The sequence below is a fragment of the Nostoc sp. T09 genome, from assembly GCF_002154695.1.
Lineage (GTDB): Bacteria > Cyanobacteriota > Cyanobacteriia > Cyanobacteriales > Nostocaceae > Aulosira.
Genome location: NZ_MTAV01000213.1, coordinates 21,129 through 36,695, shown reverse-complemented (window position 1 = coordinate 36,695; position 15,567 = coordinate 21,129). Strand labels below are relative to the sequence as shown.

Genomic DNA, 15,567 nt, shown 5'->3' with positions numbered 1-15,567 from the left:
GTGTCTAGACTAAAATAGTGCAATATAAAAGACAGAACATTGGGGTAATTGGATGGGTAAAGGTCGTAGGGATAAGGTTGTTATAGGAGAATTATTAATGTCACAAGATTATCAAAATTTACTAGAAGTTTTTACTGAAGCTCGAAGTATGGCTCAGGAGTCGCGGATTATGGCTGAATTTGCCCAACTTCAGGCGAAAGAAACTTGGCTTATAGCTGAACTTGCCTTACTTAGGTCTAAAGAAAGCCAGATGATAGCTGAACTTGCCTTACTTAGGGTGAAACAATCCCAAAATAGGTCTAAACTTACCGATTTTATTCAACAGAAAGCGTGGAATTGTTGAAAACAAGGGTGAACGGCCACGGGGTAAAACTAGCTCTGAAACTAGCTTGAAAGCGCACTAACAGCCAAATTAGGCAGCAAGCAACTTGAATTGTTGATAGTGCATTGGTACGTTAGCCTGCGACATAACACACCCTTGTATCTTAAAAGAAATGGTGCTAATGAACTGCTTCTGTTTGGTTCTTGAGTTGAGATGCAATCAAAGGAACTTTAGGCGCGAAGAAAAATCCCATCAAACTAGCAAAGAGTATGGGTGTAAAAGGACTAAAGTTAGTTAGTTTTGATAGCAGCAAAGTTGTGCTGATAGGTGTACGCGTGACTGCTGCATTAATAGCAGCCATTGTACAAATCATCGCCAAAGCAGGATTGACGCTGGGAATTAAGAGTGCTGCTGCTTTACCTACACAAGCACCAGTAAAAAACAAGGGGATGATAAATCCACCACGCCAACCACCTGTAACTGTCATGCTAATCGCAGCCATTTTACCCAAAGCTAGCAGCAACAGAAAAATAGCCGGAAAGTTAGTAGTAACAACAGATTCTAGTTCTTCATGACCAAAATAACGGGTAAGTGGCAAAACAGCTGCTAAAATCCCCAATCCCAAGCCTGCGACTGTGGTGCGTACATAAATTGGCCCAGGAATTAGGCTAAATAGGCGATCGCAACTCCGAAAAATCCCCATAAAAATCCATCCTGCTACCGCCCCTAAAATACCAAAGGCGATCGCCAAAGCAAAATCATCAATGTTCGCTAAGTTGTATTGGGGAAAATTCCAAGTGGGTGCAATTCCTAAATGGGTAATTGCTGCAAATACCAGATAACTAGCACAACTAGCCACAATAGCAGGCATCAAAGCTTCGTAATATTCCACAATATGCTGATGGTGCAAAATCTCTAGGGCGAACATCGCACCACCAAGGGGTGAGCCAAACAAGGCAGTGAAGCCAGCCGCCATCGCTGCTAAACTCATAGATCTGAGATCTTCTCCTTTGAGTTTTAGGCGATCGGCTACCCAAGTGCCAAAAGAACCAGTTACTTGTACTAGCGGTGCTTCTGGCCCAGCACTACCACCTGCCGAAATGCTGACTAGAGAAGCAAGAATCATTGAGGGATTTTTACGAGTATCCAGCCGTCCGCCGCGAAAGTGGATATTATCAACAATTACAGCGATTTCACCGGGATTTCCCAAAAAATGAATCACTAACCCAATCAATAAACCGCTAAGCGGCATTATCAAAAGCAGACTCGGACCTTCAAATTGTCGCAGTCCATGAGTAATTAACTCTAGAACATTCCAGTAGAAACCAGCAAACAGACCACTAACAGTCCCAACGGCTGCCCAGCATAAAACCCAGCGTGAAATCATTAGCGGATTACGCTTTGCCAAGCCAAAAAGTTGAGAAAATGTCCAGCGTTGAGTTTGATTGCTAGCCGGGGGCTTATTTGGTAGCACTGCTGATTTCCTATTTTGAAACGAAAGTTACAGAATATTTACATTTTCTATAGTAAAAGCTATTGGCTAGCTAAATCATCTTTAGTCCTTATAAGAAGTATTTAAGTCTCTAGATAGTGTGTGCTTCGCAACTGGAAAATCTAAGCTTGGCGTAGAAGTATGGGGAAATAGTCATGAATAAAGAAACAGTTCCTAGCCAAGCCGAAAAGATGAATCCCGAAAGTGATCCATCACAATTAAGCCCAGAGGTACTAGACAAAATTAAACACCCTCCGAAAATGGACGATGTGATCCGAGAACAATCAGCAGAAGAACGCAGATCCAACCCAGCTTTAGTACCAGAAATGCTGGATGAACCAACTGATGAGATGATTGGCTTCACTAAAGAGTAAAAAAACTGCTTAGTTAAGGCGGTTACAAACCGCCACTACACAAACAAAATTTGCCAATCCAGAGCAAAGGAAACCTCAGGATTTTAGCTTGGAAACCTTAGCTATATATGAAAAATAGTAAATACTAAACTTTTAAGCATCAGGAAACATTTCTATAAATATTAAAAATCTTCTACCACTTGGGGAAGCCAATTCTGTGGCTTCCTCTATCTTTAGAAAGATGTTTAATTAATTAAGAAGAAATTAATTTATCTTTATAAAAGTAGCTATTAACTGTCTTAGTAAACAGTTTCTTCCTTCTTGAAGAAATTGCTGTATGTTTGCGAGTTTTCCCCAAAATTTTACGCTTATTTACAATAAGGCTGATTATTTTTAAGTTTTTTGATTGTTTTATTCATTAATTAAGTTTTTTGGTCAAAAGTAACATAAAATAAAATTTTTTAAGATATTGCATGGTTTCATTTTCTAATAATTATTAAGACGAGCGATCGCTACATTGATAATGTTGTACCGCAAGCCAATAAACAAGCTGCAAAAATTCATCCAAAAACAAAGTTTTTTGCGTATAGGGGTTTTTCTAGCAACTCTGTTAGGCATCATATTGTTCAGTTGGGTAGCACTCTCGCAGCAACCAGTTACCCTCAATCTGTTAATGACTGCTCCTGATGCCCAACCTTGGAGACAGGGTTTAATTAGAGACTTTGAGGCTGAGAACCCAGGCATTCGCATTAACTTGGTTGAAGGGCCAAATGCCACAAATTTGCTCGAAGACCTATATACCTCATCTTTTATCTTGGGTGAATCTCCTTATGACCTGATAAATATGGATGTCATTTGGACATCCAAATTTGCTGCTGCTGGATGGTTGTTACCTCTAGGCGATCGCATTTCTAAGGAGGATTTAGCAGCATTTTCGCCCAAGGATGTCGAAGGGGGACGTTACCAAAACAAGCTGTACAGAATTCCCATACGTTCCGATGTGGGAATGCTCTACTACCGGGAAGATTTAATCAAACAAGCAGGACTAAAGCCGCCGGAAACCTTTGAGGATTTGATGCGAATTTCCCAAACCTTGAAGAAGCAAGACAAGGTAAATTGGGGTTATGTTTGGCAGGGTCGCCAATATGAAGGACTCGTGGCGATGTTTGTGGAAGTCCTCAATGGCTTTGGTGGCTTCTGGGTTAATCCCGATACGCTGGAAGTTGGGCTAGATCGATCAGAAACATTACGAGCCATTGAGTTTCTGCGTAGTACTGTCAGTGAGGGCGTTTCTCCTCCTGGAGTCACAACCTACCAAGAAGAAGACACCCGGCGCTTATTCCAAAGTGGTCAAGTGGCATTTTTACGCAGCTGGCCCTATGCGTGGCCTTTAGCCCAAGCAGAAAATTCGCCAATCCGGGGCAAAATTGCAATTAAACCGATGGTTCATGCTCCTGGTAAGACTGGGGGGGCTTGTCTAGGAGGCTGGGGTTTAGGAATTGCTAAATCTTCTAGACATCCTGAAGAAGCTTGGAAAGCAATTCAGTATTTTACCAGTCGCAAAGCACAGCGCCGATTTATTTTGACCGCAGGTTATGTGCCCAGTCGCCGGGAACTGTTTACAGACCCAGAGATTGTTGCCAAATATCCTCACTATCCGAAGCTATTGGAGGTCGTGGACAATGCCGTTTTACGTCCGCCAATCGCCCAATACGCTCAGACCTCAGATATTTTACAGCGTTATCTCAGCGCCTCACTATCCGGTCGGATGAATCCTGAACGAGCAATGCAAGCTGCTGCTGCGGAAACGCGCCGATTGCTGGAAGCGGGGAGGAAAGGATGAAAGCAGGGAAGGGAGTGTGGGAAGTGTGGGAAGTGTGGGGAGTGTGGGAAGCGTGGGGAGTGTGGGAAGTATGGGGAGAAATGAGACGAGGAAGACAAGGAGGACAAGGGAGAAATGATAAATGACTCTTGACAAATGACCAATGACAAATGACCAATGACAAATCACAAATGACTAATTCACATACACTCCGAGGTCGGGAACAACGGACAGCCTGGATATTATTGACACCAGCATTGCTGCTGCTGTTGTTTGTATTTGCCTACCCGATTTTACGAGCATTCTGGTTAAGTGTATTTACCAGAAATCTGGGAACGGAGCTACAACCCGTATTCTCTGGTTTGGACAATTATATACGGATGGCGGGGGATGGTCGTTTTTGGCAAAGTTTGTGGGCAACGACTGTGTTCACCACAGCATCCGTAATTTCAGAACTACTGCTAGGACTGGGGATTGCTCTGGTTCTCAATCAGGCGTTTTTTGGCCGGGGTATAGTGCGTACAACCGCCATTCTACCTTGGGCTTTGCCTACCGCTTTGATTGGTCTGGCATGGGCTTGGATTTTTAACGATCAGTTTGGGATTGTAAACGATATCCTGCGACGACTAGGGCTGATTAAAACTGGAATTAACTGGTTAGGAGATCCAACGCTGGCGATGATCGCAGTGATTTTTGCCGATGTTTGGAAAACTACGCCTTTTATCAGTATCCTGCTGCTAGCTGGGTTGCAGTCGATATCAAAAGACCTCTACGAAGCCTACTCTGTCGATGGGGCAAGTGCTTGGCAAAGCTTCCGCAATATTACCCTGCCACTGCTGCTGCCGCAAATCTTAATTGCAGTGCTATTTCGGTTTGCTCAAGCTTTCGGGATTTTTGATTTGATTGCGGTGATGACTGGGGGTGGACCTGGTGGCGCTACGGAAGTGGTGTCGCTGTATATTTACTCTACGGTGATGCGCTACTTAGATTTTGGTTATGGAGCAGCCTTAGTAGTAGTGACATTTTTAATATTGATTGCTGCGGTGGCGATCGCTAGTTTCTTGCTCAACAAATACCGTGCCAAATCAGGAGCCGTTTAACCCATGAGTGTAGTTCCACAAACAGTTCCAACGACTCCAAAACGAACAGGGGGAACCAATTCTCTTAAAAAAATCTTGCTACCAATAGCAATTTCACTAGTAGTGCTATTTAGCCTAGCGCCAGCTTTATGGCAATTGCTGACATCATTTAAAGTTAATGAAGATATCGCCGCCGTTCCTACTGTTTATTTTCCGACGCGATTTACTTTTAATCACTACATTGAGTTATTCACCCGTCGTCCGTTTTGGCGATACATCTTCAACAGTGCCTTAGTGTCGATTATTTCCACAGCTGTATCTTTAGCGATCGGCGCACCTGCTGCCTATGCTCTCGCACGATTACGCCCTTGGGGTGGACAAGTTATCCTTGCTGCTGTTCTAATTGTGACTTTATTTCCGGGAATTCTTTTATTCTTGGGACTGTTAGAAATTATCCAAGCGCTGAGACTGGGCAACAACTATCTGGCGCTAATCATACCCTACACCGCCATCAATTTGCCGCTGACAATTCTAGTACTCAGAAGCTTTTTTCAACAATTACCGAAAGACTTGGAAGATTCCGCTAGGGTCGATGGTTACAACACCTTTCAACTTTTGTGGCAAATCGTTCTACCCATGACCCTTCCTGCCTTGGTAACTACGGGAATTCTCACCTTTATTTTTGCTTGGAATGAGTTTATCTTCGCTCTCACGTTTATGACTCGCGAAGAATTGAAGACAATTCCCGTTGCTGCTGCTCAATTGGGTGGTGCCTCAGTATATGAAATTCCCTACGGCCCGATCGCCGCTGCAACTGTTGTGGGAACTGTGCCCTTGGTTTTACTAGTTTTGTTTTTCCAGCGCCGGATTGTCCAAGGTCTTACCGCTGGGGCTGTCAAAGGATAAAAGAAAAATGGCTAAACTTGAACTCATAAATTTGAATAAAACCTATAATCCCAAAGTCGTCCCGGTCAAAGACGTTAGCTTAACTGTAGATAACGATGAGTTTCTCACTTTACTTGGCCCTTCCGGCTGTGGCAAATCTACCGTCCTACGCATGATTGCAGGTCTTGAAGAACCTACTCGCGGACAAATCAAAATTGGGGATGTAGATGTTACCCATAAGCGAGCAAGCGATCGCAATATTGCAATGGTATTCCAAAGCTATGCACTCTATCCTCACATGACGGTGTACGAAAACCTCGCTTCTGGGCTGAAGCTGAAAAAAGTACCACCTACTGAAATTAAACGACGAGTAGCAGAAGTCGGAGAGGTTTTGGGATTAGGAGAGTTAATGAACCGTAAGCCAGGCCAAATGTCTGGCGGTCAACGCCAGCGGGTTGCAGTCGGTCGTGCTTTGGTGCGTAATGCTGATGTGTACTTGTTGGATGAACCCTTAAGTAACCTGGATGCACTGCTGCGAGAACGAGTCCGAGCCGATATTAAGCAAATTTTTGCAGCCCAAAAAGTACCAGTTGTCTACGTCACCCACGACCAAACAGAAGCGATGACGCTCTCCACGAAAGTAGCATTGCTCAACGATGGCTATGTCCAGCAACTCGATCCACCCGATCGCATCTATAACCATCCAGCTAATCTATTTGTAGCTGGATTTGTTGGTAGTCCGCAGATGAATCTACTAACTCTACCTTGTCAGGGACGATACGCCATACTGGGTGACTTTCAAGTGCGTCTGCCAGATATCCCAACTGTACCACCCCAAATTGTTCTAGGAATCCGCCCAGAAAATGTCCGCATTGCTCAACCAGGTGATACTCAGACTATTAAAGGGCGAGTGTTTTTAGTGGAAAACTTGGGTATGCACTATTTGGTCAGTATCAGAGTTGAGGGTTCACAAACTGGAGCAATTACGGTACGTGCTTTATTGCCAACAGACCAAAATTGGAATAGGGAGGATATTACACTGGCATTGCCCCCTGAAGATATTCACTGGTTTGATGTGCAATCTGGCGATGCTCTTGTTAGGAGGCAAATGTTAAATGTGAGAAGCTAGCGAAGAATGCAGAATTCAGTATACAGAATACAGTATCTATTAGTGAAGGATTCAGAAGAGCCACTAATTGTAGACTACTAAATCTTCTCCTGTCGGAGACGCTACACTAACGACTTAGGGGGAATTAAATCCGCTTATTAATACACCAGTCGCACTCAAGTAAATTCTGAATTCTGGCTCCTGAATCCTGAATTCTTTGTGGTTAAAATTTTTCTGGTAATGCAGGGGGATGAGTATTAAACCATTTTTGATAAATTTGCTGATAAGTGCCATTGGATAACAAAGTGGCTATGCCTTTGTTAATTGACTCCATATAAGGAGAATCTTGAGGTGTCGCAATCCCGTAGAATTCTTCTGTCAGCAGATTGGCAACAACTTTAATACCTTTGAGATTGCCGTTTTTAATGGCATACAAAGTCGCAAAGGCATCGCTCACTACTGCATCAACATTACCATTGAGCAAGTCTTGAAAGAAATCTGGGCCAGAGTTATATGTACTAATTTCGGCATTGGGGATTGTTTTAGCAAAATCTGCCCCAGTTGAGCCTATTTGCACACCTATCTTTTTACCTTTAAGGCTATTTAAGTCTTGAATATCTTGGTTGCTTTCCCGAACTGCGATCGCCAATCCAGCTTTAAAATAAGGTCGTGTAAAGGAAATTGTTTTTTGGCGTTCGGCTGTAATTGTGATTCCACTAATTGCAGCATCAACTGTTTTGGCTTGTAAAGTAGAAATCATCCCATCAAAAGGTAGGCTTTCCCACTGAACTGTTAAACCAGTTACTTGTGCGATCGCATTCATCAGATCAATATCAAAACCTTCCAGATTACTATTCACATTTTTCATCTCGAAAGGTACAAAAGTTGGATCTGTAGCCACCTTCAAAGCTTTTAATCCTGAGTTTGGACTTATGGTACTCGTATGGCTCAAACCATTACAAGCAATCACTAATAGCAGACAGCTTAAGCCCAAAATTAGTTGCCGCCATTTCCACTTAATCGATTTCACGTTACTCAAATGCAGAAAGTACAAAATTTATTTAGGTTAATTGCCTAGAAACCTATACAAAGCTGTACTCAATAATTTCGGATTTTCTCACATTCGGTATATGGTTTGCAACAATTGAGACTTATAATATCTACAAAAACAACTTACGCATAAAGCGTAGAACATAAATAATATATTCTATCTGAGATTTAGTTTTAGCTGTAGACTTGATTTCCTGTAATATTTTTTGCATTTCAGCTAAATTTGCTGGCTTAATTCCAATAATAGTTGCCCTGATAATCGCTGCTCTTACACTATTCAAAGTATCTTTGCATTCATGAACTGCCTCTCTTAGCTTATTTACTTGCTCCCAGTTCCTTTCATCTTGAGCGTTGAATAATGCAAACTGAAGTTGAGGTAGAATATTTTGTAATTCCTCCTCTGTATTATTTAAATGTGATACATCTATTTGATTGTTAGGAATTGCTTTTATTTGAGAAACTATTTCTTGCAATTTTTCTAAAATCTCATGGCTATCTGTTATTTCTATATTTGAATTATCTGCGTCACTCATAAATGCTCTCATTAACCCTGACATAATTTTGTATCTAAAGGTTGTGAATTTATTCTTCTCAAAGATACTTGTCTCAAGAATTCTTTTAAAGTTTTATCTTCGTTAATCGATTGTTCTATACTATTCATCTTCGAGATGATTGAACTGTAGTCTCTACCAGTAAAATTTGCTGCTACTCCCACAATATTAGTAACTCTAGTCGCAATAGCTTCAAAGCTCAGAGTAGGGTAGTCATCAATCAGTTTTGAGAGTTTTCTGCCAGTATCGGCTGCTATTAAAAGTCGAGAGGTAGATTCATTGAGTATTTGCTGTTCAGTCGCATTAACTTTTACCCACTCATCTATTTGTTCAGCAACTTGACGCTTAATTTCTTCTGAACCGATTTGTGAAGATGTATTGGGATTATTATACTTTTTCCGAAGCTGTTGTAGCTTCAAACCTATAATTACCCTTTGAGGATTATTGGGTTTTGGTGGTTTTTCTTGAATTTGTTTAGCTAAAAGTAGCATCTTTACTGTTAAGCATCTTGCAGGTTTAGCAGTTTGAGCTACTATTCTGGCACTTCCGTAGTCAATTGTTTCTAAGTTGTTAAAAATCTCTACAGCCGTGTCGTATTCTGCTTGCAAAGCATCAAGTTCTCTATCAAAATCTGATGGCTGATTGTTTGATTGATTTTCTCCAGAGATAATTTTATCTATTTCTCTAGGATCGCCAAAATTGATTGTGCGATCTGTTAGTAATTGCTCAACAATAAAATCACGAGATACTCTAGCATCTAGAGGTAACTCATCAAGTTGATAAATTTTCTTGACTGAAGTTATAGCATCAACCGCTTGATTACGAAAATTTTCTGCGGTTACTCTGAGCATTGTTCTTTTTTCTGGTGTACAACTGCTGAGAGTAGCACTAAGACTAAAAGCTACTATACAAACTCTCCATAAAGAGAATTCATTAATCCGCGTAACTTTCATATTTATGTTTAAAACCCATTCCTAGACAAAATTATCTCACTAGATAAAGGGTAGTTACAAAAAGCACTTAATTCTTAATTAATTACTGCGGTAAAAAAGCCAAAATTTATAACCAGACTCATTAACATGAAGATGAATTAACTAAAATTTATTTTTGATTTGTCAGGCTCCACAGATTAAGGCATAAAGCTTGATGAGTCTTAAATATTTTGCCTTAATATTTTTAGCTTTACTTGCGGATAAGGTATGCAACTAACCTAAGCAGGTAACGCACCATCTTTAATCTCATTGGCGGTGCGTTAGGCGATCACCATAACGCACCCTACCATTGGGATATTTTTGTAATTGAAAGTCCCTAAGTATTTTTTCTGCCTAAACTACCGCCAAAAATTTCATCTTATTTAGAAGGCGATCGCTTACAAGTTTCTCACTATTATCATCGTCAGAGAACTTAGCTTTGTCATTGCACCTTTGAGCTTCATTATCCAAGCTCAGAACTCGGAACGCCGAGCTTTTTACTCAAAACTTCAAGTTTGGAACTCGGAAGGCCGAGCTTTTTACTCGAAACGCCGAGTTCATAACTCGAAACGCTGAGCTTTTTGCTCGGAACGCCGAGTTCGGAACTCGAAACGTCGAGCTTTTTGCTCGGAACGCCGAGTTTATAACTCGAAACGCCAAGCTTTTTTCTCAAAACGCCGAGTTCGGAACTCAAAACGCCAAAAATAAAAGCGATCGCACCCACTTAAAGATGCGATCGCCTATAAAGTAGGGTGAGCATTGCCCACCAAAACCCGGATATGATGGGCATTGCCCACTCTACACTACTTATTAAGCAGCAACAGGCTCTAACAACTTGATGTTAGAGAAGATAAATTCCTGAGTTGATACTTTCCCTTCTGTCTCGGTGCGAATCTCCCGGCGATTGAGAATGAAATACTTACCGACTTTTTCATATTCATCGGTAAACTCGCTTCTACCACCCTTTTGTTCGCCTGTTTTGGGGTCATTATATACAGAGTCGTAGGTGTGAGACAGATAGCCTTCCCCAGTCTGGTGGCTGCTAAAGGTGTCAATTGTCACAAAAGTACCGTGAATAAGACGGTGAACGTGGCTCACCTCATTATTGCGGACTTTGTATTTATCGCCCTCAGCCTTACCACCAACTAAAATCTCAACTGCACCATTTTCGTCTGTAGCACCATAGCTAAAACTATTTGCACTGTGGGTGTCTTCAAAGGAACGACGGACGCGGTGAATTGCGATTTCCCAAGCTTGGTTGTGAATCGCCTTGCTTGCTTGTTCGTCCTCTACATCTAATACTTCAGCCTTGAGATTGGCGCTGATAATTACTTTACCTGTAATAACTTGATCGTCATGCTTAAAGGTGATATCAGCCGTGTAGCCAGGAAAATTCTTGTCCCAAGTGTAACGGTTTTCATAAGCAGCCCGGAAAAGTTCCTGAGCAGAAATTTGTGTAACTGTCATGCGTTCACCTATAGCGACTAGTGATATTAGCGTTTTATCTTAGCTGGTATTAGCATAGAAGTAATTGTGAAGCCCCGCATAGTCCCCAACTGGGTACACTTATGGCTAATTCTCTTCATGCTGCATTTGCTGCGATCGCCAACGTCCGCAATGAGCAAGAACTTAAACAAGCTCTGATGGACACGCTTGGCGAGCATTTTGGCGTGCAACATTGGGGTCTCTATCTCATAGATGACCAGTCAAAGACTGAGATTGATGTTCCCGGTATTCCAGCTGTATGCTTACAAGGCAATCCGGTAGGACGCTATGTGGCTGAGCGTCATGCTCCTGCTCATGAGCAATTAATATTATCTCCAGAAGATTGGAAGGATATTTGCCCCCGCCATGACCACGAACACGTGATGACTGGCCCAATTATCTGTGATGGTCGTCTTGTAGGAACGCTGAACTTGGCTCGTGCTGAGGGAAGTCCAGCCTTTGACGGTAACGATTTAGCCGATTTGAGTGCCTTATGCATTCACATATCAGCAAAACTTGCCACCCTGCGCGCGAAACCAACAACTTTTAAATCTTCCTTACCTAATCCCTTGACACCGCGTGAATTAGAAATTGCAGAATTAGTTGCCCAAGGTTTAACTAATGCGGAAATCGCTGGTAAGCTTTGGATTACCCAGAATTCCGTCAAGCAAGCCCTCAAAAGGATGTTCCGCAAGCTAGGGGTATCAGCGCGTACAGAGATGGTAGCAAAGCTGCATTCAACAATAATTACTAATTCGTAATTAAATTGACCTACAAGTGTAAACCCAGCAACTTAGCAGTCTCCTTTGTCTGTTGTAGGGATGCCGCAATTAGCTGTTCACCAATTTTTTGTACCTGCTGAACTAAGGTTTGTCCGGCTTTTTCGGGTGAACCAACATTAAAAGGTGGTGCGGGGTTATACTCCATCAATAACTGAATTATTTTAGCTGTTTGTTCACCGCATAAATGAGCAGCGATCGCTAGTCCAAAATCAATACCAGCCGTCACACCACCGCCAGTAATCCGGTTGCGATCGATCGCTACTCTTTCAGTTACTACCTCAACACCCAGAATGGCTAACTGATCGCGAAAAGCCCAATGACAAGCAGCGCGATAGCCTTGCAGCAATCCAGCCGCAGCCAGAATTAAGGAGCCAGTACAAACCGAGGTGATATATTTGGCTGTCTGGCTTTGTTGTTGCAGAAATTCCAGTACTTCCCCATCTCTCATCATCTCAACCTGTCCAGGCCCACCAGGTACACACAAAACGTCCAAGGGTGGAGAGTCAGCAAAAGTGGTAGTTGGCAAAATAGTCAAATTATCGCTACTAGTAACTGGCTCTAGAGCCTTCCACAAGCAATAAACTTTAGTGTTGGGCATCAAACTAAAAACTTGCTGTGGCCCAGTAATATCTAATTGCGTCATCCCAGGATAAATTACCAGACCAATTTTGTACTCTGCGGGATTATCCATAATTCTGATTTCCCTATACTTCGCGTTTGGATTTCATCACTGCTAGAGTAAGATTGACTACTGAGCTATGCCTAGTCCTCGATCGAGTACACTTTGTTGAGTGAAAATGGCTAATTTGCAAAGTTTATTTCATGCGATCGCTTCTGCCAGTGATGAACGCAAATTACGGCTAGCTTTCATGGATGAAGTTGGAAAGTATTTTGGTGTACAACGTTGGGGTATCTATCTTACCGATGAGCAATCCCATCTAGCTAGTGTTGATGTTAACGGTGTTCCTGATTCCCTGGTGGAGCGCTATGAGCAAGTAGGTAGAGCAGTAGATCCCGTCATGCGCTACGTCGTCGAGCGCCATGCGCCAGCCCATGAAGAATTGGTACTTCCCCCAGGCGGCTGGAAGCAATGCGAATTATATCAGCATTGTTGTGCGTACTACGACCACGAACACATCATGACAGGCCCAATTGTCGGTGGCGGTCGCCTAATTGGTACTATTAACTTTGCTCGCGTCGGTAATACACCCGCCTTTAATGTAGAGAATCTTGCTGATTTGAGCGCTTTATGTCTTCATATGTCAGCTTGTCTAGCTATGCTCAAGCAACAACCGCAAAGATTTTACTCGACCCTAACTAATCGCTTAACCCCCCGTGAACTGCAAATCGCTGAGTTAGTAGCGCAAGGTTTAACCAATGCAGAAATTGGTACAAAACTTTGGATTACAGAAAATTCAGTTAAGCAAGCCCTAAAAAGAATGTTTCGCAAGTTAGAGGTTGTCAATCGTGCCGAAATGGTAGCACGATTGCAAGATTTTTTGAGTGCATAGAGGATACTTTAATGAACCGTCCGCGCATTCTGCAACCAGGTACAAGTTATACATTTAGCAAATATTTTGAATTGCCTTATGCACCAGCCGACATCCTGGCAGAATTTAATTGTACTTATGAACGCAAGCGACTTGATTTACCAAAATATACAGGTAAACTTAACTGTTTAGATTTTTTGAGTCGCTATTTGCAAAGAAATTTAGCCTACGTTAACCCGATCAGTGAAATGGCAAGGAGGGAGGTATTAATTGCCCCTACCTTATTAGAAATTTGTGCCGAAACTCAAACCCAATTAAATATAGAATATCCGATTAATGTTAACGAACAGCTAAAGGGTAGCTTTGACTACTATATAAATAGTGATGTGGGAATGTTAGTAGTTGAAGCTAAACAATCTGATTTAGGTCGGGGATTTACTCAGTTAGCAGTAGAATTGATTGCACTTGACCAATGGACACAATCCCAAACGCCTCTACTTTATGGTGCTGTAACCACAGGCGAAGATTGGCGGTTTGGCATATTTCACCGTCAAGAAAGACTGATTTCCCAAGACTTGAAACTCTATCGCGTTCCTGAAGAATTAGAAGAATTACTGCGAGTTTTAGTAGGGATTATTCTTGCCCCTATGTCATCATCAAACTAACTCTCTCGCGCTATCTTAGTTGAGACAGAATGTAGGGTGTGGTGAGATCCCTACACCCCTATTCAAATAGAGTAGCAGCAGGTATTTTAAGACCTTTGTGCTACACTCACACCTTCTACTTTGGCTGGTATGATAATGCCATAGTAAAGAGCTGCGATCGCTGCTAGGAAATTCACCCAAACATCATTACCAAATAGTGGCATAAAACCGAAGAAAGTTTTAGCAAATGGCAACAATCCCATGATTGCCAGCACAATATAAGCTATGGCAAAACCACGATTAAAAATGCGAGAGCTGCTAGCACTGAGAAAAGAAGAAATTCCCCACAAGCCTACGCCACAGCGTACTATGTTATGCAAGAAATTGGTGGGAAATAACCCAAATATATAGCCAAATCCCGCAGCATAAGCGGTAGGAGATTCATTAAGCGGGATATAAGATACATCAGTTCCTGGTACTGAAACTAAAGCTGGGATAAATCCAGCTAAACCTAACAGTAAATAGCTAATTCCAATGCCCAAAGCGCAGTAACGTTCTGCCATTTTTGCCGCGTTCGTGTTTTCCATCTTCTCTTTTCCCTTGGATTATTGCAAGTCTTCACAGAATCTAATCTGTTAAGTAAATAATACTGCCGCCAACTTGTTGAGAAGAGAAATAAAGAGTTCTCAATTCAGTTGATTAGCAAGATATAACACTTTCTATTCAACTTAGATTCTGTAAGTTTATCTCTATCGGAAGGAGGGATTAAAAATTATTAGCTAGATAAATCTCACTTGTTACTTGGACTACGGTAAATCTTAATTAAATAAGTATAAATGCTGGAAATTAATTGGCGATCGCGCAAAAGAGCAAAGCTGAATTAAACTGCCTTATTGACAACTGTAATTAGATTGTGAGCGAATCATCCAAACCAAAATACCTAAAATTTGCTCTACTGGTGGAATCAAGTATTCAGTTAAGTCAATAGTTACAGTGCTGTCCTCCAACTTAAGGAACGTCCACAGGTTACCACTGGTAACGCTACCGTAGATCGTGGCAATAGGTTTTTCGTTTTTGCTATTAAACCTTTGGGCGGCTACCATTTCTGCGATACACTGCCCCAAACCACCTTTGAGATTTTCCTTCTTAGCTTCTACAATTACCACTGCTGGAGCTTCTATAAATAACTGTTCTGGCGACAGGCTGATCAGAAAGTCGCAAAATCCTGCCAGCCCAAATTCTGGTTCAACATTAAATTCTTCTCCAGAAAAAAAACTGATTTCCCGGTTGAGAATTTTTCGGACTTCAAACAATATGGGGCTAATAATCAATTCCGATCTAGCTTTCTCAGAACCCATTGCGATCGCTAACTGAATACTTTCGGCGAGAAATTCAGCCAGCAGAGGACTAGGTGAAATTGATTCGATTGGAGGTAAAAATCGTCCGCCCTCTACCAGTGTGAGGTTAAAGTCTTGTTTGACTTTTCTTAAGGAGAATTCTCTATAAGACATGGAGCGTTTGCCGTTAATTCCC

General features: G+C 41.9%; 18 protein-coding genes and 2 pseudogenes. 11 read left to right on the top strand and 9 right to left on the bottom strand.

The genetic code is table 11. The features are described 5' to 3' along the window. Positions 1 to 52 precede the first annotated feature (52 nt). The gene (locus BV372_RS32215; protein WP_086691207.1) at positions 53 to 343 is read left to right on the top strand and encodes a hypothetical protein; all 291 of its coding nucleotides are present in this window, start codon (positions 53 to 55) and stop codon (positions 341 to 343) included. Positions 344 to 500: 157 nt separating this feature from the next. On the opposite strand, the gene BV372_RS32210 is transcribed toward BV372_RS32215, so the two are convergent. Further along, positions 501 to 1,796: a chloride channel protein gene (locus BV372_RS32210; RefSeq protein WP_179198307.1), complete on the bottom strand. Its 1,296-nt coding sequence runs from the start codon at positions 1,794 to 1,796 to the stop codon at positions 501 to 503. Positions 1,797 to 1,969: 173 nt separating this feature from the next. Here BV372_RS32210 and BV372_RS32205 point away from each other — a divergent pair, with 173 nt between their 5' ends. From BV372_RS32205 to BV372_RS32185, 7 genes and pseudogenes are all read left to right on the top strand, one after another. Beyond that, positions 1,970 to 2,188: a hypothetical protein gene (locus BV372_RS32205; protein WP_086691205.1), complete on the top strand. Its 219-nt coding sequence runs from the start codon at positions 1,970 to 1,972 to the stop codon at positions 2,186 to 2,188. Between the two features lie 502 nt (positions 2,189 to 2,690). Then, positions 2,691 to 4,010 (top strand): ABC transporter substrate-binding protein, encoded by a 1,320-nt coding sequence (locus BV372_RS32200; RefSeq protein WP_086691203.1) that lies wholly within the window; start codon positions 2,691 to 2,693, stop codon positions 4,008 to 4,010. Beyond that, positions 4,007 to 4,135 (top strand): hypothetical protein, encoded by a 129-nt coding sequence (locus BV372_RS38050; protein WP_256973585.1) that lies wholly within the window; start codon positions 4,007 to 4,009, stop codon positions 4,133 to 4,135. Before BV372_RS32200 ends, BV372_RS38050 begins: the two co-directional genes overlap by 4 nt. Before the next feature lie 45 nt (positions 4,136 to 4,180). Continuing rightward, positions 4,181 to 5,089, top strand: a complete 909-nt coding sequence (locus BV372_RS32195; protein WP_086691211.1) for a carbohydrate ABC transporter permease — start codon at positions 4,181 to 4,183, stop codon at positions 5,087 to 5,089. Positions 5,090 to 5,092: 3 nt separating this feature from the next. Then, positions 5,093 to 5,938 (top strand): annotated as a pseudogene (locus BV372_RS32190) (carbohydrate ABC transporter permease); the annotation flags it as partial. Continuing rightward, positions 5,917 to 6,003 (top strand): annotated as a pseudogene (locus BV372_RS38515) (hypothetical protein); the annotation flags it as partial. The pseudogenes BV372_RS32190 and BV372_RS38515, both read left to right, overlap by 22 nt. Then, positions 5,982 to 7,082: an ABC transporter ATP-binding protein gene (locus tag BV372_RS32185; RefSeq protein WP_086691200.1), complete on the top strand. Its 1,101-nt coding sequence runs from the start codon at positions 5,982 to 5,984 to the stop codon at positions 7,080 to 7,082. The pseudogene BV372_RS38515 and the gene BV372_RS32185, both read left to right, overlap by 22 nt. Before the next feature lie 202 nt (positions 7,083 to 7,284). Here BV372_RS32185 and BV372_RS32180 read toward each other — a convergent pair whose 3' ends face one another. The 5 genes from BV372_RS32180 to BV372_RS32160 all read right to left on the bottom strand — a co-directional run bounded on the left by BV372_RS32180 (position 7,285) and on the right by BV372_RS32160 (position 11,100). Further along, the gene (locus BV372_RS32180) at positions 7,285 to 8,091 is read right to left on the bottom strand and encodes a basic amino acid ABC transporter substrate-binding protein (RefSeq protein ID WP_256973584.1); all 807 of its coding nucleotides are present in this window, start codon (positions 8,089 to 8,091) and stop codon (positions 7,285 to 7,287) included. Positions 8,092 to 8,221: 130 nt separating this feature from the next. Further along, positions 8,222 to 8,644 (bottom strand): hypothetical protein, encoded by a 423-nt coding sequence (locus tag BV372_RS32175; RefSeq protein WP_086691209.1) that lies wholly within the window; start codon positions 8,642 to 8,644, stop codon positions 8,222 to 8,224. An 11-nt stretch (positions 8,645 to 8,655) separates the two neighbouring features. Further along, complete coding sequence (locus tag BV372_RS32170; RefSeq protein WP_179198308.1) at positions 8,656 to 9,513, bottom strand: hypothetical protein; 858 nt, start codon at positions 9,511 to 9,513, stop codon at positions 8,656 to 8,658. A 583-nt stretch (positions 9,514 to 10,096) separates the two neighbouring features. Then, positions 10,097 to 10,357, bottom strand: coding sequence for a hypothetical protein (locus BV372_RS32165; protein ID WP_086691194.1), 261 nt, complete (start codon positions 10,355 to 10,357; stop codon positions 10,097 to 10,099). Between the two features lie 86 nt (positions 10,358 to 10,443). Then, complete coding sequence (locus tag BV372_RS32160) at positions 10,444 to 11,100, bottom strand: DUF3386 domain-containing protein (protein ID WP_086691192.1); 657 nt, start codon at positions 11,098 to 11,100, stop codon at positions 10,444 to 10,446. Positions 11,101 to 11,201: 101 nt separating this feature from the next. On the opposite strand from BV372_RS32160, the gene BV372_RS32155 reads away from it, so the two are divergent. Next, complete coding sequence (locus tag BV372_RS32155; RefSeq protein ID WP_086691190.1) at positions 11,202 to 11,879, top strand: LuxR C-terminal-related transcriptional regulator; 678 nt, start codon at positions 11,202 to 11,204, stop codon at positions 11,877 to 11,879. A 10-nt stretch (positions 11,880 to 11,889) separates the two neighbouring features. On the opposite strand, the gene BV372_RS32150 is transcribed toward BV372_RS32155, so the two are convergent. Further along, the gene (locus BV372_RS32150; RefSeq protein WP_086691188.1) at positions 11,890 to 12,591 is read right to left on the bottom strand and encodes a DJ-1/PfpI family protein; all 702 of its coding nucleotides are present in this window, start codon (positions 12,589 to 12,591) and stop codon (positions 11,890 to 11,892) included. 106 nt (positions 12,592 to 12,697) lie between these two features. Between BV372_RS32150 and BV372_RS32145 the strand changes: the two genes are divergently transcribed. Both BV372_RS32145 and BV372_RS32140 read left to right on the top strand, forming a co-directional pair. Next, positions 12,698 to 13,411, top strand: a complete 714-nt coding sequence (locus BV372_RS32145; RefSeq protein WP_086691185.1) for a LuxR C-terminal-related transcriptional regulator — start codon at positions 12,698 to 12,700, stop codon at positions 13,409 to 13,411. A gap of 11 nt (positions 13,412 to 13,422) precedes the next feature. Continuing rightward, on the top strand, positions 13,423 to 14,055 hold the full coding sequence (locus tag BV372_RS32140; RefSeq protein ID WP_086691183.1) for a hypothetical protein: 633 nt from the start codon (positions 13,423 to 13,425) through the stop codon (positions 14,053 to 14,055). 86 nt (positions 14,056 to 14,141) lie between these two features. On the opposite strand, the gene BV372_RS32135 is transcribed toward BV372_RS32140, so the two are convergent. Then, a complete protein-coding gene (locus BV372_RS32135; protein ID WP_086691181.1) occupies positions 14,142 to 14,621 on the bottom strand; it encodes a DUF4383 domain-containing protein in 480 nt (159 codons plus the stop codon). A gap of 303 nt (positions 14,622 to 14,924) precedes the next feature. Then, positions 14,925 to 15,545: a hypothetical protein gene (locus BV372_RS32130; protein ID WP_086691179.1), complete on the bottom strand. Its 621-nt coding sequence runs from the start codon at positions 15,543 to 15,545 to the stop codon at positions 14,925 to 14,927. Positions 15,546 to 15,567: the final 22 nt, after the last annotated feature.